The 23,008-nt window shown below is 72.4% G+C and carries 16 protein-coding genes and 1 tRNA gene; 7 read left to right on the top strand and 10 right to left on the bottom strand.

The features are described 5' to 3' along the window. Both ADL15_RS56335 and ADL15_RS03030 read left to right on the top strand, forming a co-directional pair. A partial coding sequence (locus ADL15_RS56335; RefSeq protein WP_157441123.1) for an IS4 family transposase occupies positions 1–1,576 on the top strand: 1,576 nt, incomplete at its 5' end. A gap of 540 nt (positions 1,577–2,116) precedes the next feature. After that, the gene (locus tag ADL15_RS03030; protein ID WP_157441124.1) at positions 2,117–2,848 is read left to right on the top strand and encodes a DUF6348 family protein; all 732 of its coding nucleotides are present in this window, start codon (positions 2,117–2,119) and stop codon (positions 2,846–2,848) included. 175 nt (positions 2,849–3,023) lie between these two features. On the opposite strand, the gene ADL15_RS03035 is transcribed toward ADL15_RS03030, so the two are convergent. Then, positions 3,024–4,088, bottom strand: coding sequence for a cellulose binding domain-containing protein (locus ADL15_RS03035; RefSeq protein ID WP_067684917.1), 1,065 nt, complete (start codon positions 4,086–4,088; stop codon positions 3,024–3,026). 146 nt (positions 4,089–4,234) lie between these two features. Between ADL15_RS03035 and ADL15_RS54960 the strand changes: the two genes are divergently transcribed. Further along, entirely contained in the window at positions 4,235–5,344 is a 1,110-nt protein-coding gene (locus tag ADL15_RS54960) for a DUF1932 domain-containing protein (RefSeq protein WP_232343868.1), read from the top strand. Between the two features lie 145 nt (positions 5,345–5,489). Here ADL15_RS54960 and ADL15_RS03045 read toward each other — a convergent pair whose 3' ends face one another. The 5 genes from ADL15_RS03045 to ADL15_RS03065 form a co-directional block, all read right to left on the bottom strand. After that, complete coding sequence (locus ADL15_RS03045; RefSeq protein WP_083970857.1) at positions 5,490–6,866, bottom strand: (Fe-S)-binding protein; 1,377 nt, start codon at positions 6,864–6,866, stop codon at positions 5,490–5,492. Continuing rightward, positions 6,866–8,197 (bottom strand): FAD-binding oxidoreductase, encoded by a 1,332-nt coding sequence (locus ADL15_RS03050; RefSeq protein WP_067684919.1) that lies wholly within the window; start codon positions 8,195–8,197, stop codon positions 6,866–6,868. Before ADL15_RS03050 ends, ADL15_RS03045 begins: the two co-directional genes overlap by 1 nt. Positions 8,198–8,294: 97 nt before the next feature. After that, positions 8,295–9,755 (bottom strand): FAD-linked oxidase C-terminal domain-containing protein, encoded by a 1,461-nt coding sequence (locus ADL15_RS03055; RefSeq protein WP_067684921.1) that lies wholly within the window; start codon positions 9,753–9,755, stop codon positions 8,295–8,297. Positions 9,756–9,841: 86 nt separating this feature from the next. Then, positions 9,842–11,959, bottom strand: coding sequence for a hypothetical protein (locus ADL15_RS03060; RefSeq protein WP_067684923.1), 2,118 nt, complete (start codon positions 11,957–11,959; stop codon positions 9,842–9,844). A 1-nt stretch (position 11,960) separates the two neighbouring features. Beyond that, positions 11,961–12,032: transfer RNA gene (locus ADL15_RS03065), tRNA-Lys, on the bottom strand. 144 nt (positions 12,033–12,176) lie between these two features. Here ADL15_RS03065 and ADL15_RS03070 point away from each other — a divergent pair. Both ADL15_RS03070 and ADL15_RS03075 read left to right on the top strand, forming a co-directional pair. After that, positions 12,177–12,866 (top strand): hypothetical protein, encoded by a 690-nt coding sequence (locus ADL15_RS03070; protein WP_067684925.1) that lies wholly within the window; start codon positions 12,177–12,179, stop codon positions 12,864–12,866. A gap of 296 nt (positions 12,867–13,162) precedes the next feature. Beyond that, entirely contained in the window at positions 13,163–13,573 is a 411-nt protein-coding gene (locus ADL15_RS03075) for a helix-turn-helix domain-containing protein (RefSeq protein ID WP_067684926.1), read from the top strand. Here ADL15_RS03075 and ADL15_RS53915 read toward each other — a convergent pair. Further along, complete coding sequence (locus ADL15_RS53915) at positions 13,515–14,615, bottom strand: MAB_1171c family putative transporter (RefSeq protein WP_067684928.1); 1,101 nt, start codon at positions 14,613–14,615, stop codon at positions 13,515–13,517. The two genes, ADL15_RS03075 and ADL15_RS53915, sit on opposite strands and share 59 nt — an antisense overlap. Then, positions 14,612–15,082: a hypothetical protein gene (locus ADL15_RS03085; protein ID WP_067684930.1), complete on the bottom strand. Its 471-nt coding sequence runs from the start codon at positions 15,080–15,082 to the stop codon at positions 14,612–14,614. Before ADL15_RS03085 ends, ADL15_RS53915 begins: the two co-directional genes overlap by 4 nt. A 193-nt stretch (positions 15,083–15,275) precedes the next feature. On the opposite strand from ADL15_RS03085, the gene ppdK reads away from it, so the two are divergent. Together ppdK and ADL15_RS03095 are read left to right on the top strand one after the other, a co-directional pair. After that, entirely contained in the window at positions 15,276–17,954 is a 2,679-nt protein-coding gene (ppdK, locus tag ADL15_RS03090) for a pyruvate, phosphate dikinase (RefSeq protein WP_067684931.1), read from the top strand. Between the two features lie 594 nt (positions 17,955–18,548). Continuing rightward, a complete protein-coding gene (locus ADL15_RS03095; RefSeq protein WP_067684933.1) occupies positions 18,549–18,959 on the top strand; it encodes a VOC family protein in 411 nt (136 codons plus the stop codon). A gap of 7 nt (positions 18,960–18,966) precedes the next feature. Here ADL15_RS03095 and recQ read toward each other — a convergent pair whose 3' ends face one another. Beyond that, on the bottom strand, positions 18,967–20,958 hold the full coding sequence (recQ, locus tag ADL15_RS03100) for a DNA helicase RecQ (protein WP_083970858.1): 1,992 nt from the start codon (positions 20,956–20,958) through the stop codon (positions 18,967–18,969). A 52-nt stretch (positions 20,959–21,010) separates the two neighbouring features. Beyond that, positions 21,011–22,999, bottom strand: coding sequence for a SpoIIE family protein phosphatase (locus ADL15_RS03105; RefSeq protein WP_394326905.1), 1,989 nt, complete (start codon positions 22,997–22,999; stop codon positions 21,011–21,013). Positions 23,000–23,008 lie beyond the last annotated feature (9 nt).

Raw genomic sequence — 23,008 nt, forward strand, 5'->3', positions numbered from 1 at the left:
GTTCGCTCCCGGACACCTGGGAGGATTGACACCGTTTCTACCGTTCGACCTCGTCGATGCGGTTCTGGCCGAGACCGGACGGGTCCAGCAACGACTCAGAGTGCTGCCCTCGCGGGTAGTGGTGTATTTCGTGATCGCGCTCGGGCTTTTCCCGAACTTGGGATACGCGCTGGTCTGGGACAAACTCGTCGCCGAATTGATCGAAGCGGGCCTGACGGTGCCGAAACCGGCCGAGTCGGCGCTGCGAGACGCGCGGCGCCGGGTCGGCCCGGGCCCGTTCAAAGCACTGTTCGAGGTCCTCGCGGGCCCACTCGCTCGCCCGGACACTCCCGGAGTGTCCTACCGGAGCCTGCGAACCGTCGCGTTCGACGGCTGCGCCTCGTTCAAAGCCGCCGACACCACTGCCCAGCACCACTGGCTGGGACGGATCCGGTCGAAGCTCGGCTGGGCCGGCTACCCGCAGCTGATGCTGATGGCTCTGGTCGAGACCGGCACCCGCGGGCTGATAGGCGTCCGGTTCGGACCGATCGGCGAGGGCGGAGAAACCGGCTACGCCGGCAAACTCCTGCACCTGCTGACCCGCGACATGCTGCTCCTGGCCGACCGCGGGTTCGCCGACACCGGCTTCCTGAAAGCCGCCGCGACCAGAGCACACCTACTCGTGCGGATCAGCCGCAGCCGCCGCCCCAGCGTCGACACCCCACTACCCGACGGCAGCTACCTGACCAACTTCGACGGCCTCACCCTGCGCATCATCGAAGCCACCATCACCACCACAACCAGCACCGGCGACGTCTTGCACGCCGAATACCGGCTCGCGACCACCCTCACCGACCACCACACACACCACGCCACGACCCTGCTACGCCTCTACCACGAACGCTGGGAAATCGAATCCGCGTTCTACGCCCTGCGCCACACCCTGTTCCACGGCCGGGTCCTGCGTTCCGCGACCCCAGACGGTCTGCAACAAGAACTCTGGGCCCTGCTCATCCTCTACCAGCTGCTACGCGCCGCGATGACCGAAGCGAGCGAACACCAGCCCGGCACCGACCCCGACCGGGCCGGATTCACCATCGCCCTGCAACACGCCCACAACCAGGTCATCAACGCCGCAGGCATCCTGCCCGACCCCCACCGGCACACACCCGCGCGCATCGGCACCGCCGCCACCAACACCCTCGGCGACCGCCGCGACCGCACCAGCAAACGCGTATTGAAAACCCCCGCCGCCCGCTACGCCAAACCCCGCCCCGACGACCCCCGGCCCACCACCAGCACCACCATCACCACCCGCACCCACACCATCAACGCCCGCACCCACACCCCACCACCACGACCCCGGCCCGAACGCGGCATCCCCACCGGCCAACTCACCCACACCATCCTCAACTACCTCAACACCCACCCCGACCAGCCACGAACCATCCAGCAAACCGCACAACACACCGGCCACGACCCCACCAAAACCCGCCACAAACTCAACGACATGACCAAAAAGGGCTACATCACCAGAACCAGCCCCGGCCACTACGCCCTCCCACCCACACCCTTGACAACCACACCACCGCCCTAACCGCGCGGCCTTGCCGCCTTGCCCCAGGTGGGCGGTAGCCGCACGCGATCTGGCATTGCGGACTCTCACCGCCCTGCCCAGCAGCGGCAGGCGCAGCCGATCGGGCATCGTGCGCCCCTGCGCCGTCGGCAGGGCGATCGCGAACTGCTGCCGGCCCTGTGCGGGCGGTGGCTGTCCGCACAACGATGATCGCGGGCTGGTGGCGCCCTGAAGCCTGGCCGATGGCGGATCCCTGCCGCCCGCCGAGCGCCAAGTGATTGCTTCCGCCGCCCGTCGAGCGCTGAACGAGTGCTCCGCTGCCCGTCGAGCGTTGAGTGAGTGCTTCTGTCGCCCTTCATGGGCTGGTAGCCGAGGCGGTGCTGTCCTTTGAGGGCGGTGAGTGGTTCTGCCGCCCGCGGAGGGCTGATTGTGGGCGGTGGGCGCCCCGTCGTTGCTTGCGGGTGGGGTTGCGGGCGGAGCGCTAGCCGCGTTGCGTGGGGATTCGCGGTGGCTCGACCTCTGTTGCTGGCGGGAATGGGGGGAGATCTTTAGGGTGGGCCGGTGTTCTGGAGAAGGCGCCGGCCCGCGCAGCCGGATCCCACCGGCCGGCCGTCGGATGACGAGATCATGTGGCAGGTCCGCGAGACGATCAGGGAGCTGGCGCCGGACCTCGCCGCGCCCGCCGTGGTCAAGAACGGCATGCTGCTCGGTCGGCACGTGCCGTGGGCGGTGATGGCGCTGCCGAATCACACACCGCACGACAACCACTTCGATCTGGCGTTCTCCACTCGGCTCGACCGCGCGGGTGAAGGGTTGATCGAGGACTGTGTCAGCGGCTTCGGCGAACCGCGTGAGGCCCTCGGCGTGGCGCTGGACATCTGGAAGCAGACGTCCGGCGCGTGTTTCCTGGAGATGGCGGCCGGCGGGTCCGGAGAGTTCGCCGGTCACTTCGACGAGGACGACCCGGCCGGGCTGCCGGGCTGGCACACACTCATCTCCGAGGTGGTCGCGTATGGACCGGACGAGCCGAGCGCCACGGCGGTACAGGACGCGATGCTCGGCCACCTGCTGCTCCGGACGATCGCGCCGCAGCTGCTTCCCGCCCTCGACCGGGAGCAGAACAACGGCGTCAAGGTGTTCCTCTGTGTCACCCCGGACTCGCTGACCGCCGAGGTACGGGTCAACGGCGAGGTGGCCGAGGCGGCGACCGCGGCGATGGCCGCCCTGCCCTGGCCCACGGTGACCGACGCGGCGTTCGCCCGCTTCTACGCCGTCGCCGTCCACCGAACCTGAATCCCGCCGACAGCCAAGGACCCGACCACACCGACCACACCGACCGACCCGACCGGCCCGACCCCGGCCGACCCCGGCCGGCCCGCGCAGGCAGGGCCGAGCCCGTCGGTTGCGGAAGGCGGTCAAGGGGAAGGCCGGGCGGCCGGGGGCGGTCAGGAGCGAGGGGCAGGAACGGTCACGGGAGCGCGGCGTCGAGCGCCGGATACCACCGGTTGGCGATTTTGACGTTGCCGGCGTCGTTGGGGTGCACGCCGTCGTAGGTGTCGGTGGCCGTGTCGAAACCGGTCCACTGGTCCACCACGGTGATCGGTGACGCGGTCGTGGTCAGGCCGGCGGCCCAGGCCGGGATCGCGGCGTTCAGGGTGACCACCCGCTGCGCGCACTCGGCGCAGGTCGACGGGTTCATCGGGATGATCTGCGCGACCAGGATCTTCATGGCCGGGTTGGCGGCCCGCATCTGGCCGACCAAGGTGGTGTACGCGGACAGGATCGTCGCGGTGGGCAGGTTGCTCCACACGTCGTTCGTGCCGAAGTGCATCAGCACCACGTCCGGCCCGGTCGCGGCGAGCCAGCCGACCAGCTGGTTCTGGCTCGCGACGTTGGTGACCAGGTAGCCGCCGTGCCCCTCGTTCTCACCGTCGTACGCGAAACCGCAGCCCTGACCGGGCAGCGTCCCGACGAAGTCGACCTGCTCGGCGGGGAGCTTCTGCCAGAGCAGCGCACGCCAGCAGCCCGGCGAGCCGGTGATCGAGTCACCCAGCGCCATGATCTTGGTTTTCGCGCCGGCCGGTGGTGTCGAGGACGGGGTGCCCGACGGCGTGCCCGACGGGGTCACCGTGCCGGTGCAGGCCGCCCCGTTCAGGGCGAAGGCGGTGGGCACGGGGTTCGTGCCGGTCCAGGCGCCGTTGAAACCGAACGAGGTTGTGCCGCCGGTCGCGACCGCTCCGTTCCAGGACGCATTTCGTACGGTCACGGCCGTCCCGGACTGGCTCACCGAGCCGTTCCAGAGCTGGGTGATGCTCTGCCCGGCGGTGAACGTGAAGGTCAGCGACCACGAGGTCACCGGATCACCGAGGTTGGTGACCTCGACCGCGGCGCCGAAGCCGCCCGGCCACTGGCTGGAGACGGTGTACTTCACGGAGCATCCGGTCGCCGCGTCCGCCCTGGTGGCGGTCGCGAACAGGGCGCCGGTGACGAGGGTGCAGACGCTGGCGAGGACGGCCAGCCTTCGTCGTTGCATGGTGGTACCTCCGAATGGAAGCGATGGCGGCGCACGCGCGGTGGAGCGCGTGGCCTGGGAGCGCTCCCATCAATGTATATCAATGGGTGCCCGATGGTGCCGGTCCTCCGGGGTGAGCGGTCGGTGGCCTCGGTCAGAATCGGGGGATGACAACCGTGGGGATCGTGAGTCCCGGCTTCATGGGCGCCGGGCTCGGCCAGGCACTGCGCACGGGCGGCGCTCGCGTGGTGACCACCCTGGACGGCCGCTCCGCCCGCAGCGCCCGGCTCGCCACCGACGCCGGCCTGGAGGTGTTGCCGAGCCTCGCCGCCGTGCTGGCCGCCAGCGACGTGATCCTCTCGGTGGTCCCGCCCGGCCAGGCCGTCGCCACCGCCCACGCCGTCGCCACCGCAGCCCGTGCCGCCGGCCTCCACGCCGACCCCGGCGCCGGCTCGACCCGCGGGTCCGGCACAAGCTCGGCCCGCGAGGCAATCACCGACCCAGGCCGCGAGGCCGGCGGTGGCTCGGCCCGCGAGGCAATCACCGACCCAGGCCGCGAGGCCGGCGGGGGCTCGGGCCGCGAGGCAATCACCGACCCAGGCCGCGAGGTTGGCGGTGGCTCGGGCCGCGAGGCAACCACCGACCCAGGCCGCGAGGTTGGCGGTGGTTCGGGCCGTGGGGCGGGCGCTGGGCTGCCGGTTGTGGCTGACCTCAACGCGGTCTCGCCGGAGACGATGGCCGTGATCGCCCGCGCGCTGGACGGGCTGCCGGTCGTGGACGGGTCGATCTCCGGGCCGCCGCCGACCACCGCGCCTGGCGCGCACGTCTACCTGTCCGGGCTCCGAGCCGCCGAGGTCGCCGCGCTGCCCTGGGACGGGCAGGTCGAACCGGTCGTCCTCGGTCCGGAGATCGGCACCGCCAGCGCCCTGAAGATGTGCACCGCCGGTGTCTACAAGGGCCTGACCGCGCTGCTCACCCAGGCGCTGCGCACCGCCGGACACCACGGCGTGCTCGACCCGGTGCTCGCGGACCTGGCGCGCAACGGCTTCACCGGATCGGCCGGGATCGCCCGCTCCGCGACGAAGGCCGCCCGCTTCGTCGACGAGATGCGCGAGATCGCCGCGACCCAGGCCGGCGCCGGACTGACCCCCGCGTTGTTCCAGGCCCTCGCGGACGTCTACGCCGACATCGCGACCACCCCGCTCGCCCAGGGCGCCCCGGAATCCACCGGCGACCTCCCGCCCACCGAGATCGTCAACCGGCTCACCTCCCGCTGATCGCGCGGCCTCCACCGGACCCGATCCCGGATCCGCCGCTACCACCAGCGTGAACCTTCCCCTTGGGAGAAGGTCAAGCGCCATTCACTCGCGACGTGCGGGCGGAGACACCGCACCGGCCTCGAGTGATTGACAAGGGGCGTGGTCAGCGGTCCGTCAGGGCGGCTGGGCCCAGACCGCGGATCGACGCGTCGAGGACCTGCGCGGTGTGTGCCAGGGCGATCTCGCCGCCCTGCCGCCGGACCGCCGCCGCGACCTGCATCAGGCAGCCCGGGTTCGCGGTGACCAGAAGCGACGCGCCGGTGGCCAGGACCGCGGCGGCCTTGCGGTCGCCGAGTGCGGCGGCCGGCTCCGGGTTCAGCACGTTCCACACCCCGGCCGATCCGCAGCAGATCTCCGGGTCGGCGATCTCCCGCAGTTCCAGGCCGGGGACACCGCGCAGCAGCGTGCGTGGCTGCGCCCGGATCCCCTGAGCGTGCCCGAGATGGCAGGCGTCGTGATAGGCGACCGTCACCGGCAGCGGGTGCCGTTCCGCGACTGGTCCGATTTCGATCAGAAGCTCGGCCAGGTCCCGTACCTTCGCGGCGAACGTGGCGGCCCGCGTCGCATACGCCGGATCGTCCGCGAGCAGTGCCCCGTACTCCTTCAGAGATGACCCGCACCCGGCCGCGTTGACCACGAAATAGTCCATGCCGGACCGCTCGAACGTGTCGATCAGCCGCCGGGCGAACCGCTCCGCCTCGGCGCGCCGTCCGTTGTGCACACTCAGCGCCCCGCAACAGCCCTGGCCGGGAGGGATCAGCACGTCACAGCCTTCGGCGGCGAGGATCCGTACCGTTGCGGCATTGACGTCCGGGAAGAACGCCGACTGAACACAACCGGTCAGCATGCCCACCACCGCCCGCCGGTCACCGTGGGCGGCGACCCGGCGCGGCGGCCGCGGCACGCCGCGCAGCCGGGGCGCGAGAGCATTCAAGGTCGCGAGAGTCGGTGCGAGACGTTCCAACAATTGTGTACGACCGATGAGCGCCTGCAGGCCCGACCTCTGGTACGCCCACAGCGGCCCGCGCAGCAACCGCAACCGTCGCGGATACGGGAACAGCGCGAAGATCGCCGCCCGCAGCGCCCGGTCCCGTGCGCCACGGGGATGGCGTCGTTCCACCTGCGCGCGGGTGTCCTCGATCAGCTGGTCGTAGCGCACTCCGGACGGGCACGCGGTCACACACGCCATGCAGCCGAGGCAGCGGTCCACGTGGGTGACCATCGACGTGCTCAGCGGTTCGCCCTCGAGCCCCTGCGCGATCAGGTGGATCCGGCCACGCGGCGAGTCCATCTCCTCGCCCCACAACACGTAGGTCGGGCAGGTGGTCAGGCAGAACCCGCAGTGCACACAGTCCGCCACCTGGTCGGCCCGCGGCCGGTGATGATCGTCGAAAGCGCCCGCCGCGCCCGCGTTCCCGGCCGCCCGCAGCGCGTCGGGCAGGCCGGACCCGGTGCCCCGGGTGGCGTCCAGGTCGGCCATCAGATGCCTCCCACGAATCGGCCCGGCGCGAACCGGTGCTCCGGATCGAACCGGTCCTTGACCCGGCGCATCAGCTCGAGCCCCGGCACCGGCCCCCACATGTCGAGGGTGTCGCGCACCCCGGCCGGCGCGGTCAGCACGACGGCGTGCCCGCCGGCCCGGATCGCCGCGGCCCGCAACAACTCCACCGCCCGCCCGGCCTCCACCACCCCCGACGCCGACAAGGGCGCCCGAGCGGAGACCGCCCCCGAAGAAGGCGACGCGGAAGTAGGCGACGCGCCCGAGGGCGACACATAAGGCGGCGACGCATAAGGCGGCGACGCGGAAGGCGGCGACGCGGAAGGCGGCGACGCGGAGGACGGTGAGGAGCCCGGGGGAGTGCCGGCCGCCGGGAAGCCCGCGTAGAGCACCCCCGTCCCGGCCGACCCCCGCACCGTCGCGCCCGCGCCCACCGCCGTCGCCACCAGCGCCGGCACCTGCGACAACGCGCCGGTCAGCTTCACGCCCACGCCGTCGGGCGCCCAGGGCAGCACGTCCCACCACTCCGGCGGCTCCGCCGACACCTCGCCGTCCAGCACCGCGGCCACGGCGGCCGCCCGTTCCCGCACCCCGGCCGGTGTCCCATCGAGCAGCACGGCCAGCTCCGGCTCCGCGCCCGGCTCCGCGTTGACTTCGAGGGCACTCGCCGCGAACTGCCCGGCCAGGACTCGCGCGGCGTGACCGGGCGGGGCTGCCGCCCGTACGAAAGCGGAAGCGGCCGGCACCGGATGCAACCGGAAGACGCAGGCGGTGATCAGCCCGAGGGTGCCGAAGGCGCCGGTGTAGAGCTTGCCCAGGTCATAACCGGCGACGTTCTTGACGACCTTGCCGCCCGCCTTGGTGACCGTTCCGTCCGGCCGGACCACGGTGATCCCGATCAGCAGGTCGCGGGCCGTCCCGTAGCGCAGCCGGCGCGGACCGGACGCGTTCGCCGCGACAGTGCCCCCGGCCGTCGCCGCCGGTGGCGCGTCCAGCGCGAGCTGCTGACCGGGCAGCCGGTGCAGCTCGGCCATCGGGGTGCCGGCCCGGACCACGGTGATCAGGTCGCCGGCGGCGTGCTCGACCACACCGGTCAGCCGCCGGGTGTCGATGATCAGGTCGAGGTCGCGCGGTGGCGGGCCCCAGTCCAGTTTGGTGCCGCCGCCCCGGATCACCACACTCAGGCCCCGCGCGGCCGTGATCAGCGCAGCCGCCTCCGCGGTGTCCCGCGGCGCCGCGACCAGCCGGGCCGGCACCCCGCCCACCACGTCGTCGTCCCCGGCCGGCGTGGTCAGCTCGTCGAGCGCAGCCATCAGCCGGCGCTCCAGGCCACCGGCGGCGCCGTGAGCGAACCGGTCATGGCCGGGGGGAAAGGCGCGGTGCGGGCGAGGATCACGGGCGGCGGGGGCATCAGAAGATCTCCGCTACGCCGGAGGACTGCAGCGGGTGGGTGCCCTGCCGCCGGCCCGGCTGTTCGCCGCACAGCCGTGGCGTCGGGAACACCTTGCCCGGATTCGCCAGCCCGTCCGGGTCGAACGCGCACCGCAGCAGCTGCATGGTGTCCAGATCGGCGTCGGTGAACATCCGCGGCATGTACTTCGCCTTGTCGATACCGACGCCGTGCTCGCCGGTGATCGAACCGCCGTGCTCGATGCACAGGTCGAGGATCGCCGCGGACACCGTCTCGGCGCGTTCGGCCTGGCCGGGCACCTCGGCGTCGAAGAGCACGAGCGGGTGCAGGTTGCCGTCGCCGGCGTGGAACACGTTCGCCACCCGCACCCCGTGGCCGTCGGCGACCTCGCCGATCCGGCGCAGCACCTCGGGCAGCGCGGTTCGCGGGATCACGCCGTCCTGCACGATGTAGTCCGGGCTGATCCGGCCGACCGCGGCGAACGCCGACTTGCGGCCCCGCCAGATCAGCGCCCGCTCGGCGTCGTCGGCCGCGACCCGGGTCTCGAACGCGCCGTGCGCCGTGCAGAGCGCGCTGACCTCGTCGAACTGTGCGTCCACCTCGGCCGCCGGCCCGTCCAGTTCGACGATCAGGACAGCGCCCGCGCCGGCCGGGTATCCGCAGTGCACGGCGGCCTCGGCGGCCTCGATGGCGAGCGCGTCCATCATCTCGATCGCGGCCGGCACCACACCGGCCGCGATGATCGCCGAGGTGGCGGCGCCGGCCTGGTCGGTGGAGCCGAACGCGGCGAGCAGGGTGCGCACCGTCTCGGGCAGCCGGGTCAGCCGGACGGTCACCTCGGTGGCCACCCCGAGCGTGCCCTCCGAGCCGACGAACGCGCCGAGCAGGTCGTACCCCGGGGTGTCCGGTGCGGCGCCACCCAGCCGGACCCGCTCGCCGTCCGGGGTGACCACCTCCAGGCCGGTGACGTGGTTGGTGGTGAAGCCGTACTTCAGGCAGTGCGCGCCGCCGGAGTTCTCCGCGACGTTGCCGCCGATCGAGCAGATCTGCTGGCTGGACGGGTCGGGGGCGTAGTAGTAGCCGTGCGGCGTGGCGGCCTTGGTGACGTCCAGGTTGATCACACCGGGCTGCACGACGGCGCGCTCGTCCTCCGGCCGGACCTCGACGATCTCGCGCAGCCGGGACGTCACGATCAGCACGCCGTCGGCGTGTGGCAGGGCGCCGCCGGACAGCCCGGTGCCGGAACCGCGGGCGACGAACGGGGTGCCGGTCGCGGCGCAGGCCCGGACCACGGCGGCGACCTGCGCGGCGGTGACCGGGAGGGCCACCAGCGCCGGGATGACCTTGTAGTGGGCCAGGCCGTCGCATTCGTACGTGCGCAGCTCCTGGCGGTCGGTGAGCACCCGCTGCGTGCCGATCTCGGCGCGCAGCCGAGCCGCCAGTTCATCGATACCGGTCATCGCAGGCCTCCTCGTCGACGCCTACCGCCACGCTAGCGGTGATCCGGTCCCGGCGCGACGGTTGCCGGTCCGCCGGTGAAACCGGCTCAGCGCGGCGGCAGCATCCAGTGCCGGGTCGTCGACCAGCCGGTGAACGGCGTCACCTGCTCACCGCGGACCGCCGCGCGCAGCCCGTCGACCGCCGGGCCGAGTGGTCCGTCGTCCGGCAGCCCGGCCACGAACCGCTCCGCGTCACCGGTCACCGACAGATGGAAGATCATCTGACGCCAGGCGTACGCGATGTCCTTCACCGCCCGCCGGTCCAGCGGCCGGCCCGCCAGCCGCCGGGCCGTCGCGAAGCAGTGTCCGGCGCCGTCCGGGTCGAGTGTCACCCCGGCCTTGACCAGCGTCGCCAGGTTGTGGGTGGTGAGGATCTGGGCCTGCTCGATCACCGTCCCGTTCTCGGCCGGCGAGCCCCACCCCGAGGTCGTCCCGGCCCGCTCCCGGCAGATCTCGGCGAACCGCGACGAGATCGCCGGCCGCCCGTAGGCGCGCTCCACCTTGATCGTGGCGATCTCGCGGTAGTCGATCCGGTAGTACCACTCGTAGAGCGTGCCGAAGAGCAGCTCGCCGGCGATCTGGGCGGCGCGCGGGAACTTCGCCACGAACCGGCCGTCGAAAATGTCCGTGGCCAGCTCCTCCACCCAGGGCAGCGCCAGCCCGGCCTCCCGGCTGAGCTGGGACAGCTCGCGGACCATCGGGTTCGGGACCAGCGTGCCCGGGAACGCGCTCAGGGTCAGCCCGCCCAGCCGCCGCAACGCGGTGACCACGGCCTCCCGGCTGTCGCCGCCTGGGCCGCGGTGGCCCTCGACGGTGCGCACCCAGGGCAGCTCCTCGAGCCGGACCTGTGACCCCAGATCGGTCAGCAGCAGCGAGCGGCGGTTGCGGAAGGCCAGGTAGTTCGCGGCCATCAGGGCGCGCAGGTCCGGGTCCGGGTAGGCGGCGGCCACCGCCTGCGCGGCGATCCGCGGCGCCAGCCCGGCGAGCACCTCGGCCGAGGACACCAGCCCGGCGTCGACCAGCTCTTCGACCGGCGCGGCGATGGCCCGGCGCGCGACCGCCCGGACCCGGTCCGGCACACCGTCCACGGCCGCGAGCAACTGATCGATCTCGGTCGTGCCGGTGTGTTGCGGCAGCGTCGCGAGGCGCTCCGCGATGGCGTGCGCGGCCAGGTGGTGCGGCGGGATCGCGGCGACGCCGGCCTGCCGGGCACGCAGGCCGGCGTGCTCCGGGCTGCCCGGCGCGCCGCGTCGCCGCACCATGTCGTCGATCACGGTCCGCACCAGGCCACGGCGCCACTCCCGGCCGGCCAGCACGTCACCGAGGGCGACCCGCAGCACGGTCAGGTTCGCCTTCGGCCCGGCGTGCCTCCGGCTCGGCGGACTCTTCGCCGCGAGGTCGCGATGTTCCGCCAGGAGGGCGCGCGCGTCCCGGTTCCATTCGTCATTTCCGGGTACGACCAGCCGGCCGTCCACGAGGGCGCGGAGCCAGAGCGCGAGCATCCGGTCGGCGTGGAGGTTCCACACCTCCAGGGTGGCGCGCATCGACTCGACGCGCGGGTTCGGCCGGCGGCGCTCGAGCGCGGCACGCACCACACCGACCGGCTGGCGCCACGCCGTCTCCGGCCCGGGCACCGGCCCCGCGGCGAGCGGCTCGGGGACGAAGCGGAGCTCCCCGGCGTACGGATGGATCTGGGCCAGCGCGCTCAACGCGGACCGCTCGTCGCCGGCGCGCCGCAACCAGGCGATCACCGGCAGCGCCGCCTCCTCGGGCAGCGCCACGTGTGCCGGGGTGCCGGCCAGGGCGTCCAAGCCGTCACGGTGCCGGCCACTGATCCGGTGCTCGAACATCGCCGCCCGGGTGCGCGGCAGGCCGTGCTTGCGCGCGTACGCGATCTCCCAGGGTTGCAGCGGCCCGCCGGCCAGCGGCGTCCCGGTGGTGAAACCGCCGTGCAGGACCTCGAGGGTGACCCAGGCGGGCAGGTCGGCGACCGGGGTCCGGGAGCCGGTCCGGACGCGCCCGCCCACCATCGCGCTGATCGCGGCGGCCCAGCGGGCGGCCTTCGCCCGGGCCCGCTCCCGGGTCTCCGGGTTGAGGTGGGAGGCGGCGGTCGCGTCGGCGAGGCGGCGCCGGCGCTCCGGGTAGGCGGTGCCGATCTCGTTCATGCCGGCGTGGCGGGTGCCGCCCCCGCCCCCTCCCGGTAAAGAGCCGGGCGCTCTACTGCTGAGCTACACGCCGTGGTGTTCGGAACGCGACCCTACCGGTGTCCGGGCTCCGGTCGCCTCCGCTTTTTCGCAGCCCTCGGTGGGTGCCGCGTCACGCCCTGTCGATGCTGCCGTCCGGGCTGGCGGCGATCGGAAAAACCTGTGCCAAGATGGCCGGATGTTCGTGACCGCCAGACCTCGCCGGGTCGCCGTGGCCGCCGCCTTCGCCCTGCTCGCGGTCGCCGGCTGCACCTCCGACGACGACAAGCCGGACGCCGGCCGGATCGACGTGACCACCATGCGCGGCGCCTTCCTGCAGGCCGCCGACATCGGGCCGACCTGGACCGCGCCGGAGGCCAGCGCCGACCCGCAGCAGATGGTCAGTTTCTGCGGCGGCACGGTGGCCCCGCCGTCGATCCCGCCCGGCGCCGACCCGGTGTCCTCGTCGTTCGCCGACGAGGGCGAGACCGGCGCGCAGACCCTCGAGCAACTCGCCCTGGTCTATCCGGACGAGAAGGCGGCGCAGGCCGGGCAGGCGCTGCTGCGCGCGGTCGCCGACGGCTGCCAGCCGACGCTGTCGGTGCCGGCCGCGGTCACCTCGGACAAGTCCGAGCCGGCCTACACCGAGAGCGTCGAGGTGCGCGAGCTCGACGAGACCGGTTGGTCCGGGTTCGTGCTCGTGCGGCACAAGAAGTACGAGGCCTCGCACCCCGGTGTCGCGGACATCGCGGTGGCCGTGCTGACCAGCCGCAACGTGGTGCTGGTGGACAGTTACGCGATCTATCAGCTGAACAAGTCGGAGTCCGCGGCCGGCTTCGAGGCCGACTGGCAGAAGCTGGTCGGCTCGGTCGTCCAGCGGGTGGGATAGACAGCCGGACGCGGTTGGTCTAATGTTCGCGGTGCGCCGTTGCGAGTTCTTCCCCCGTGGAATTCGCAGCGGCGCCCTTAATTTCCGGCCTCGACGATCCACAGAGGCCCCGGGTCGTGAATTGACCCTCTTCAGTGACTGACCTTGAGCGATGCTCAGCCGTGGCCTAGGCTCATGCCTGGCTCATCAACCTCAGTTTACGACCGCCGGCATCGGGGGATGTGCATCGGCCTGCCTTCCGCGAGGTGGCGCCGCTGCTCATGGCGTTCGTGAGGGAGCGACAGGGGTGGTGCGGAATGGCCGGTACGGAGGGGGTCTTCTCCATCGCGGAGAAGTTGGATCGGCTTTTCCGCACCACCGGTGAGCCCAGTCACATGACGGTCGCCGAAGCGATCCGGGACAAGCAGGGTGTGCCGATCTCGCACACCTACATCTGGCAGCTGCGCACCGGCCGCCGGGACAATCCGACCCTGCAGCACCTGACCGCGCTGGCCGGCTACTTCGGCGTGCCGGTGGCGTATTTCCTCGACGACCAGGTGGCCGCCGGGGTGGACGCGCAGCTGGCGTTGCTGCGCAGCCTGCGCGCCGCCGGGGTGACCGAGATCGCGCTGCGGGCCGCGGACGTGTCGCCCCGCGGCCGGGAGGCGATCAGCGAGGCGATCCGGCAGGTCTGGGAAGCCGAGCACGGCCCGCAGCCGCCCGGTTGAGGCCGCGGAACGCCACACTCACCCGGGACAGCCAGACCACCTCGTCGGTCATCTCCGGCCCGACCGGCGCCCAGTTGCCGCCCGGGTCGGCCGGCGGCTCGCCGTGCGCGCGCCGCCGCAGCGCCTCGATCAGCGCCCGGGCCTCGGTCACCGCCGGGTCCTCGCCGGGCGGGGCGGCCGGGCAGGCGGGCAGGTGCTCGCGCAGCGCCAGCATCCCGTCCCGGATCTCGATCACCCGGCGGTAGACGCGCAGCCGGCCACCGGCCGCGCCCGGCCAGGCCAGCGCGGAGTGCGCCGGGCGCATCAGCACCACGTGCGGGAAGGCCTGCCGGACCGCGCCCCACAACGGCCGCAGCACCAGCAACGACCGGTACGCCGCCAGCACCGCCCGCAGCCGGGCGACCGGGGGCGCCGCCCCGCCGGCCACGAAGAGCACCAGCCCGGCGCCGCGCAGGGCGCCGAGCCACGGGTCCCACGCGGTGAAGTCCACGGCCACCCCGCCGCTGCGGGCCAGCACCAGCACCAGCCGGCCGGCGCCGAACCCGGCCAGCAGCAGGCACCCGGCGCCCATCGCCAGCAGCCCGCCGCGGAGCGCCCCGGCCGGAGCGGCCCGCCGGACCGTCGCGCAGGCCCACCCGGCCAGGACCAGCACCGTCACCAGGTAGCCCTCGAAGACCACCCAGTAGACCGTCTCGACCGGGGTGACGCCGGCGGTGAGCCGGGCCGGGCCGGCCGGCACCCCGTGCCGGCCGGTCACGGCCATGACCAGCAGCACCGCGCCGGCCAGCGCCCACTGCACACCGGCCTGGCCGGCCCCGGTCACCGCCGAGACCAGCCGGAGCAGCAGGTGCGCGCCGAGGATCGCGCAGAGATGCGCGGCGAGGGGCACGTCCCGGCCGCTCTGCAGCGCGGGCAGCGCGATGGTGATCGCGGTGGCGCCGGCGCACAGGCTGCCCCAGAGCAGCCGCTGCCGCCGGTCCCGGCGCAGCAGGGCCAGCCGGGCCAGTACCACCGCCCAGAGCAGGACGGCCAGCACGGTCACGACGGGGGCACCCCGAGCGCGGCGGCGAACCGGCCCAGCGGGTCGTCGGTCTCCGGCGTGCCGGCCGTACGGATCAGCGACGCCAGCATCTCCGCCTCGCGCTCGTCGGCGGTGGTGTGGCCGCTGCGGCCCAGCGCCCGGGCGACCAGGGCCGGGTCGAGGTCGGGGAAGAGGTGGGCGAGGCCCGGGCCGGCCGAGTGCCCGCACAGGATGTGGGCGATCTCGTGCAGCACGATGTGCTCGGCGTGCAGCGGGGAGGTGCCGGGGTCGTAGAAGACGTAGTCGGCGGAGGGCCCGCCGAGCCACAGTCCGCAGGGTGCGCCGGCGCTCAGGCCGAGCAGGGGCCGGCGGTGCAGCGGGCGGCCGCGCCGGGCGGCCACTTCAGCGCTGAAAACGTCGAGATCGAAAGGGTGCGGCACCCGGATGCCACGCAACCGCCGCTCGGCACGACGGCGCAGACCCTCCATTGCGGAAACGGTACCCGGCCCTCGCTCGGTGCTCATAACTGCGCGGAGAGAGCGTGATCCGAGCACGCATCTCCGCGCCGGTGTGGAAAAAGCCACGGGACTGTTAACTATTCACCTCAACCATGCTTAGCCTTACGAATCCCGGGGCAAGGACGTATTCAGCCGCGGATTCTTAGGCGGAGGTGGGTGCGGCATGAAGTTCGTCTACGACTTTCATGAGGGCAACAAGGACCTCAAAGACCTGCTGGGTGGCAAAGGCGCCAATCTCGCGGAGATGACGAACCTCGGCCTCCCGGTGCCTCCCGGTTTCACCATCACCACCGAGGCCTGCCAGCAGTACCTGCGGCACGGCACGCATGTGGACGGCCTGGCCGGCGAGGTCGACGCGCACCTGGCCGGGCTGGAGCAGGCGATGGGCCGCCGGCTCGGTGACCCGGCCGACCCGTTGCTGGTCTCGGTGCGCTCCGGCGCCAAGTTCTCGATGCCGGGCATGATGGAGACCGTCCTCAATGTCGGGCTCAACGATGAATCGGTGGCCGGGCTCTCCCGGCAGGCCGGTGGCAACGACCGGTTCGCCTGGGACTCGTACCGCCGGCTGATCCAGATGTTCGGCAAGACGGTGTGCGACGTGCCGGGCCACGAATTCGAGGACGCACTGCACGAGGCGAAGGTGGCCAAGGGCGTCAAGGACGATGTCCAGCTCGACGCGGAGGACCTCAAGGCGCTTGTCACGGCGTACAAAAAAGTGTTTGTCAAACATGTCGGGCACGACTTCCCGCAGGATCCGCGCGAACAGCTCGACCTCGCGGTCGAAGCGGTCTTCCGGTCCTGGAACGCGGACCGTGCGGTGCTCTACCGCCGGCAGGAACGCATTCCGGCCGACCTGGGCACCGCCGTGAACGTGGTCGCCATGGTCTTCGGCAACCTCGGCACCGACTCCGGCACCGGCGTCGCGTTCACCCGCGACCCGGGCAGCGGTGAGCAGGGCGTCTACGGCGACTACCTGGCCAACGCGCAGGGCGAGGACGTCGTGGCCGGCATCCGCAACACGCTCGCGCTCGCCGAGCTGGAGAAGCTGGACAAGCGCTCCTACGACGAGCTGATGCAGATCATGGCGACCCTCGAGGGCCACTACCGCGACCTGTGCGACATCGAGTTCACCATCGAACGCGGCAAGCTGTGGATGCTGCAGACCCGGGTCGGCAAGCGCACCGCCGCCGCCGCGTTCACCATCGCCGCCCAGCTGATCGACGAGGGTGTGATCGACCTCGACGAGGCGCTGATCCGGGTCACCGGCAGCCAGCTCGGCCAGCTGATGTTCCCGCGCTTCGACCTCGGCGGCGACCCCACGTCGCTGACCCGGGGCGTCGGCGCGTCGCCCGGCGCGGCGTACGGCGAAGTGGTCTTCACCTCGCAGCGGGCGACCGAGGTCGCGGCCGAGGGCCGGCCGGCCATCCTGGTGCGGCGCGAGACCAACCCGGACGACCTGCCCGGCATGATCGCCGCGCAGGGCATCCTGACCAGCCGCGGCGGCAAGACCTCGCACGCCGCGGTGGTGGCCCGGGGGATGGGCAAGACCTGCGTCTGCGGCGCCGACGAGGTGTCGGTCGCGGCGTCCTCGTTCACGGTGGGTGAGACGGTCGTCAACGAGGGCGACGTCATCTCGATCGACGGCACCACCGGCCGGGTCTACCTCGGTGAGGTGCCGGTGCGGCCCAGCGAGGTGGTGCAGTACTTCGAGGGCGACCTGGACCCGCAACTGGCCAACGAGCCGCTGGTCGCGGCGGTGCACCGGATCCTCACGTACGCCGACGAGAAGCGCCGGCTGCGGGTGCGCACCAACGCGGACACCGGTGCCGACGCGGCCCGGGCCCGGCGGTTCGGCGCGCAGGGCATCGGGCTGTGCCGTACCGAGCACATGTTCCTCGGCGACCGGCGTGAGCTCGTCGAACGGCTGATCCTGGCGCGTACCGAGACGGACCGGTCGCAGGCGCTCGCGGCGCTGCAGCCGTTGCAGCGGGCCGACTTCCTGGAGATCTTCCGGGAGATGAACGGGCTGCCGGTCACCGTCCGGCTGATCGACCCGCCGCTGCACGAGTTCCTGCCGTCGCTGGAGGAGCTCGCGGTCAAGGTGGCCGTCGCGCACGAGCTGGGCCGGCCGGTCGGCAAGGACGATCAGATGCTCGCCGCGGTCCGCCGGATGCACGAGCAGAACCCGATGCTGGGCCTGCGCGGGGTTCGCCTCGGCCTGGTCATTCCCGGACTGTTCGGCATGCAGGTCCGGGCGATCGCGGAGGCCGCGGTGGCGCTCGCCGCCGAGGGCGGCACCCCGCGACCGGAGATCATGGTGCCGCTGGTCGGCGCGGTGCAGGAGCTCGAGACGGTCCGCGCCGAGGCCGAGAAGATCATTGCCGAGGTGGTCGGCGACTCCGGCGTCACGATCCTTATCGGTACGATGATCGAGGTACCGCGGGCCGCGCTGACCGCCGGCCAGATCGCCGAAGCAGCCGAGTTCTTCTCCTTCGGCACCAACGACCTCACCCAGATGGGCTGGGGATTCTCCCGGGACGACGTCGAGGGCGCGTTCTTCTGGCGCTACCTGGAACTCGGCATCTTCGGCATCAGCCCGTTCGAGTCGATCGACGTCGAGGGCGTCGGCCGGCTCGTGAGGATCGCCGCGGAGGAGGGCCGGGCCGCCCGCCCCGACCTCAAGCTCGGCGTCTGCGGCGAGCACGGCGGTGACCCGGACTCGGTGCACTTCTTCCACGAGGTCGGACTGGACTACGTGTCCTGCTCGCCGTTCCGGGTGCCGATCGCGCGCCTGGAGGCGGGCCGCGCGGCGGTGGAGTCGGAGGGCTCCGACCACCGCTGATCGAGAACCGGCGTGGACGGGTAGCGGTTCGCCATCCGGTCACGTCCGGGCGGCCCCGCGACCACTTCGCGGCGGAGAGCGGGGCCGCCCGTCATACCTCGGACCGGGGGTTCGTCCGCGCCATGGCACCCACCAGGCGGACGAGCCCCCGGTCCGACCCGTCCCACGCGGTGTTCCGCGTTCCGGGGCGGCAGCAGCGCGCGTTGCTGCCCGGCTGGCTCTGGCGGCCGTATTCCGGCTGGTTCAACGGCCGTCAGGACCAGCCGGGCGGTGGGGGAGCGGGCACGGCGGGGACCGGGGGTGACCGTTACCGGACGCGGACGTCGCCCCGGAGGGGGTCGCGGTGTGGACGCGCCAGCGGCCTGCGGGCCCCGCAGGGGTCCCGGCGGGAGCGGCGGTCCGTACCCCGGCGGACGCACGACATCATGATCTTGAAGTTGATCTTGCTGGGGATTTTTGTCCCGTTCACGACGTTCGCCGCCATCTGCCTCCCGGTGGTCTCGTCCGGGGTAGCGCCGCGTCGATCCCTCGAAAAATGTCGGTGGCCGGGTCTAGCGTCCGAGGGGACATCGTTCGAAGGCAAGGGAGCCTGTGATGACGTCCCGACTCAACCCGTACCTGGCTTTCCAGGGCAATGCCCGCGCGGCCATCGAGTTCTATCAGCAGGTCTTCGGCGGGGAGCTGCGGGTCAACACGTTCGGCGAGTTCGGCTCGCCCGACCCGGAGCTCAAGGACAAGGTGATGCACGCGATGCTGGACACGCCGCAGGGTTACACCCTGATGGCCTCCGACATGCCGCCCGGGATGCCGTTCACCCCGGGCAGCAGCATCACCGTGAGCCTCAGCGGCGACAGCAGCGACGATCTGCGCGCCTTCTGGGACAAGCTGGCCGACGGCGGCTCGATCACCGTCCCGTTCGAGAAGCAGATGTGGGGCGACGAGTTCGGCCAGCTCACCGACAAGTTCGGCGTCCCGTGGATGGTCAACGTCGCCGGCGGCCAGTGACGGCGGCTCACTCCTCGTAGGGCGGCTCCTCGTCGTAGTAGGGCGGCTCCTCATCCAGCGGGATCCCGCCGCCGGATGAGGGCGGCTCACCGCTGGCGGACGAAGACGTCTCACCGCCGCCCGGCGCGGGCGGGTCCTCGCCGCGGACCACGGCCAGGACCTGGTCGCCGAACTTGGTCAGTTTGCTCTGGCCGACGCCGCTGACCGTGCCCAGCTGGTCCAACGAGGACGGCAACAGCACGGCGATCGCGCGCAGCGTCTTGTCGTGGAAGATCACGTAGGGCGGGATGCCCTGCTCCTTCGCCACCGAGGCCCGCCAGGCCCGCAGGCTCTCGAACATCGGCTCGGCCTCGGCCGGGAAGTCGGCGGGGGCGGCCGCCGGGGTGCGCGACGAGCGGGAGCCGGACCCGGAGGACGAACCGCCCCGGGACCGCTGCGACGGGATCTCCCGGCGCATCATCAGGGTGACCTCGCCCCGCAGCACCTCGGAGCTGCGCTCGGTGAGCACCAGCGTGCCGTATTCGCCCTCGACCGCGAGATAACCCCCGGCCAGCAGTTGCCGGACCACACCGCGCCACTCCGCCTCGCGCAGGTCGGTGCCGATGCCGAAGACGGTCAGGTCCTCGTGCCGGAACTGGGCGACCTTCTCGGTGTGCTTGCCCAGCAGGATGTCGATCGACTGGCCGGCGCCGAACTTCTGCCCCCGCTCGCGCTGCAGCCGCAGCACCGTGGAGAGCAGCTTCTGGGCCGGCACCGTGCCGTCCCAGGACTCCGGCGGGTTCAGGCAGCTGTCGCAGTTGCCGCACGACGCCGACGGCGCTTCCTGATCGAAATACGCCAGCAGCTGCCCGCGCCGGCAGGACACCGTCTCGCAGAGGGCGAGCATCGCGTCGAGGTGCCGGCCGGCGTTGCGGCGGAACGCGACGTCGCCCTCCGAACCGTCGATCATCTTGCGCAGCTGCACCACGTCCTGCAGCCCGTACGCCAGCCAGGCCGTCGACGGCAGCCCGTCGCGGCCGGCCCGGCCGGTCTCCTGGTAATAGCCCTCGACCGATTTCGGCAGGTCGAGGTGGGCGACGAAGCGCACGTCGGGTTTGTCGATGCCCATCCCGAACGCGATCGTGGCGACCATGACCAGGCCGTCCTCACGCAGGAAGCGGGACTGGTTGGTCGCGCGGGTCCGGGAGTCCAGACCGGCGTGGTAGGGCAGGGCCGGGATGCCGTTCGCCGACAGGTACGCCGCGTGCTTGTCGACCGACGCCCGGGACAGGCAGTAGACGATGCCGGCGTCACCGGCGTGCTCGGCGCGCAGCAGCTCGAGCAGTTGGCGCTTCGGCTCGTTCTTGGCGACGATCCGGTATTGGATGTTGGGCCGGTCGAAGCTGGCGGTGAAGTGCCGCGCCTCGGTCAGCTGCAGCCGCCCGGCGATCTCGTCCTTGGTGGCCGTGGTCGCGGTCGCGGTCAGCGCGATCCGCGGCACGTCCGGCCAGCGCTCGTGCAGCATCGAGAGCGCGAGGTAGTCGGGCCGGAAGTCGTGGCCCCACTGGGCGACGCAGTGCGCCTCGTCGATGGCGAACAGCGCGATCTTGCCGCGGTCGAGCAGCCGCTGCACACCTGCGGTGCCCAGGCCCTCGGGCGCGACGTAGAGCAGGTCCAGCTCGCCGGCCACGAACTCGGCCTCGACCAAGCGCCGCTCCTCGAAGTCCTGCGACGAGTTCAGGAAGCCGGCCCGCACACCGAGCGTGCGCAGCGCGTCGACCTGGTCCTGCATCAGCGCGATCAGTGGAGAGATCACCACGCCGACGCCTGGCCGGACCAGCGCCGGGATCTGATAGCACAACGACTTGCCGCCGCCGGTGGGCATCAGCACCAGGGCGTCGCCACCGTCGATCACGTGCTCGACGATCTCGCGCTGCTGGCCGCGGAACTCCGGGTAACCGAAGATGCGGTTGAGCGCGTCGGTGGCGCTGGAAACGGGGATCGGGGGAGCCGGGGTCACCCAGCGATAGTAGAGAGCCCGACCGACATTCTGCCCAGCCCTGTGCACAACCCTAAGGAGTGACCGGCAGGCCGACCAGGTCGAGGATCTCGCGGGCGGGGCTGCCCGGGGCCGCGAGAAGGGTCAGCGTGGCCTTCTGGTCGTGGTGCTGCTCGGCGATCTGGAACAGCGCGGACACCCCGGCACTGGCCAGGTGGGTCACCCCGGTCAGGTCGACGGTCATCGGCACGGCGCCGCCCCGGCTGCGGCGCAGCAGCTCCTGGCGGGCGTGCGCGGCCGACGCGGCGTCCACCGGACCGGCCAGCCGGACCTGGGTCTCGTCGTCGCTGGGCAGCTCGGCGATGAGCAGCACGGCCGGCTCGGGCGTCCGGGGCGCGTCGTCGAAGCCGGCCAGCAGCCGGGCCGGCCGGTTCAGCGGATGCCGGACGGTGGCCACCGTGCCGTTCTCGCCCGGCTCCACCCGCAGGCTCTCCACCAGCTGTGCGGTCAGCGCCAGGCCGCGGCCCCGGATCGGCTGCCGTTCCGGCGCGCGCCACCCGCCGTGATCAGAAACGGTCGCCTCGACCCGGCCCGCGGTGGTGAGCACGGCTCGTACCTCGATCGTCCGGGGTTCGGTGGTAGCGGGGGACACCCCGCTGAAGGCGTGCTCGATCGCGTTGGTGGTCAGCTCGCCCAGTGCGTGCTGCAGCACGAACGCGTCGTGCTCGGCCGCGCCCAGCGCGGTCAGCCAGCGGCCCAGCTCGACGCGGATGCCGCGCAGCGACGCCGGGTCCGCCGCCCGCTCCAGGACCAGCTCCGGTACGACGGTCACCCGCTGCGCCGCCAGCAGCGTGATGTCGTCGGCGTGCCCGCCGGCCCGGACCAGCAGCTCGATCGTCTGCGCGCAGACCCGCTCGGCCACGGTCGCCGACGGGTCACGTAGCGCCCGCCCGGCCGCCGCGTCGGCGGCCACCCGAGCCAGCTCAGTCGCCGACGACGACAGGAGGGAATCAGGGGCTGAATCCGACAACGGCAGCGAGGTGGAGGCCGGAGGTGAGGGCAGGGCCACCAACGGCCGCTCCAGGATCCCGTCCGAATAGAGCAGCACCAGGTCACCGGGCTCCAGCCGGTCCTGCTGGACCGGGAAGGCCCCGCCGGTGCCCAGCGGCGCACCTCCGGTCACCGGCAGGAACCGGGTCTCGCCGGCCGCGCTCACCACCAGCGGCGGCGGGTGCCCGGCCGTGCAGTAGAGCAGCTCCCCGCTGCCCGGATCGAGCAGCGCCAGGCAGACCGTCGTCGCGTGGGCGGCCGGGACCCGCCGGGCGAACCGGTCGGCGGCGGCCAGCGCCTCGGTGAGCGAGGCGCCGTCGTCCAGGCGTTCCTGCAGCACCGCGCGCAGCTGACCCATGGTCCCGGACGCGGTGATGCCGTGCCCGACCACGTCGCCGACCACCAGTGCGACGAGCCCGTCCGGGCGGGCCATCGCGTCGAACCAGTCGCCGCCGGCCGCGGTGTCCGCGTCGGCGAGCAGGTAGCTCGCCGCGATCTGCAGGCCGGGCAGCACCGGCAGCCCGGACGGCAGCAGCGCCCGCTGCAGCTCGGTGACCACGTCCCGGCTCTGCTCGTAGCGCCGGCGCAGCCGATCCGCCTCGGTCTCGGCGGCCTGCCGGGCCCGGGCCTGCTCGGTGACGTCGAACCCGGCGCCGATCACGCCGCGCACCGACCCGTCCGCGGCGAGCCACGGCACGATGGTGAACGTCGCGAACATCTCGTGCACCGAACCGTCCGGCTGGTCCAGGTGCGCCCGCCACTGCCGCCCGGTGATCGGCTCCCCGGTCCGGTAGACCTCGTGGTACGCGTCCACGAACTGCTGCCCGACCAGGTCGCTGAGCACCTCCCGGCACGGGCGGCCGAGGAAGTCGCGGCCGGGCAGCACCGCGCGGGTCGCCGCGTTGGCGGCGACCATCAGCAGCTCGGGTCCCTCGAAGACGGCGACGATGAACGGCAGGTGGTCGATCGCGGCCACCATGGCGTCCAGGTCGCCCGCCTCCGGAATGTTCACGCCCGTCAC

Origin of the sequence: Actinoplanes awajinensis subsp. mycoplanecinus, from assembly GCF_001509495.1 — a bacterium.
Taxonomy (GTDB): Bacteria; Actinomycetota; Actinomycetes; order Mycobacteriales; family Micromonosporaceae; genus Actinoplanes; species Actinoplanes palleronii.

Coding starts and splice junctions, on each gene's coding strand:
- ADL15_RS03035 (WP_067684917.1), bottom strand. CDS start 4,088: ATGCAACGACGAAGGCTGGCCGTCCTCGCCAGCGTCTGCACCCTCGTC.
- ADL15_RS54960 (WP_232343868.1), top strand. CDS start 4,235: ATGACAACCGTGGGGATCGTGAGTCCCGGCTTCATGGGCGCCGGGCTC.
- ADL15_RS03045 (WP_083970857.1), bottom strand. CDS start 6,866: ATGGCCGACCTGGACGCCACCCGGGGCACCGGGTCCGGCCTGCCCGAC.
- ADL15_RS03050 (WP_067684919.1), bottom strand. CDS start 8,197: ATGGCTGCGCTCGACGAGCTGACCACGCCGGCCGGGGACGACGACGTG.
- ADL15_RS03055 (WP_067684921.1), bottom strand. CDS start 9,755: ATGACCGGTATCGATGAACTGGCGGCTCGGCTGCGCGCCGAGATCGGC.
- ADL15_RS03060 (WP_067684923.1), bottom strand. CDS start 11,959: ATGAACGAGATCGGCACCGCCTACCCGGAGCGCCGGCGCCGCCTCGCC.
- ADL15_RS03070 (WP_067684925.1), top strand. CDS start 12,177: ATGTTCGTGACCGCCAGACCTCGCCGGGTCGCCGTGGCCGCCGCCTTC.
- ADL15_RS03075 (WP_067684926.1), top strand. CDS start 13,163: ATGGCCGGTACGGAGGGGGTCTTCTCCATCGCGGAGAAGTTGGATCGG.
- ADL15_RS03085 (WP_067684930.1), bottom strand. CDS start 15,082: ATGGAGGGTCTGCGCCGTCGTGCCGAGCGGCGGTTGCGTGGCATCCGG.
- ppdK (WP_067684931.1), top strand. CDS start 15,276: ATGAAGTTCGTCTACGACTTTCATGAGGGCAACAAGGACCTCAAAGAC.
- ADL15_RS03095 (WP_067684933.1), top strand. CDS start 18,549: ATGACGTCCCGACTCAACCCGTACCTGGCTTTCCAGGGCAATGCCCGC.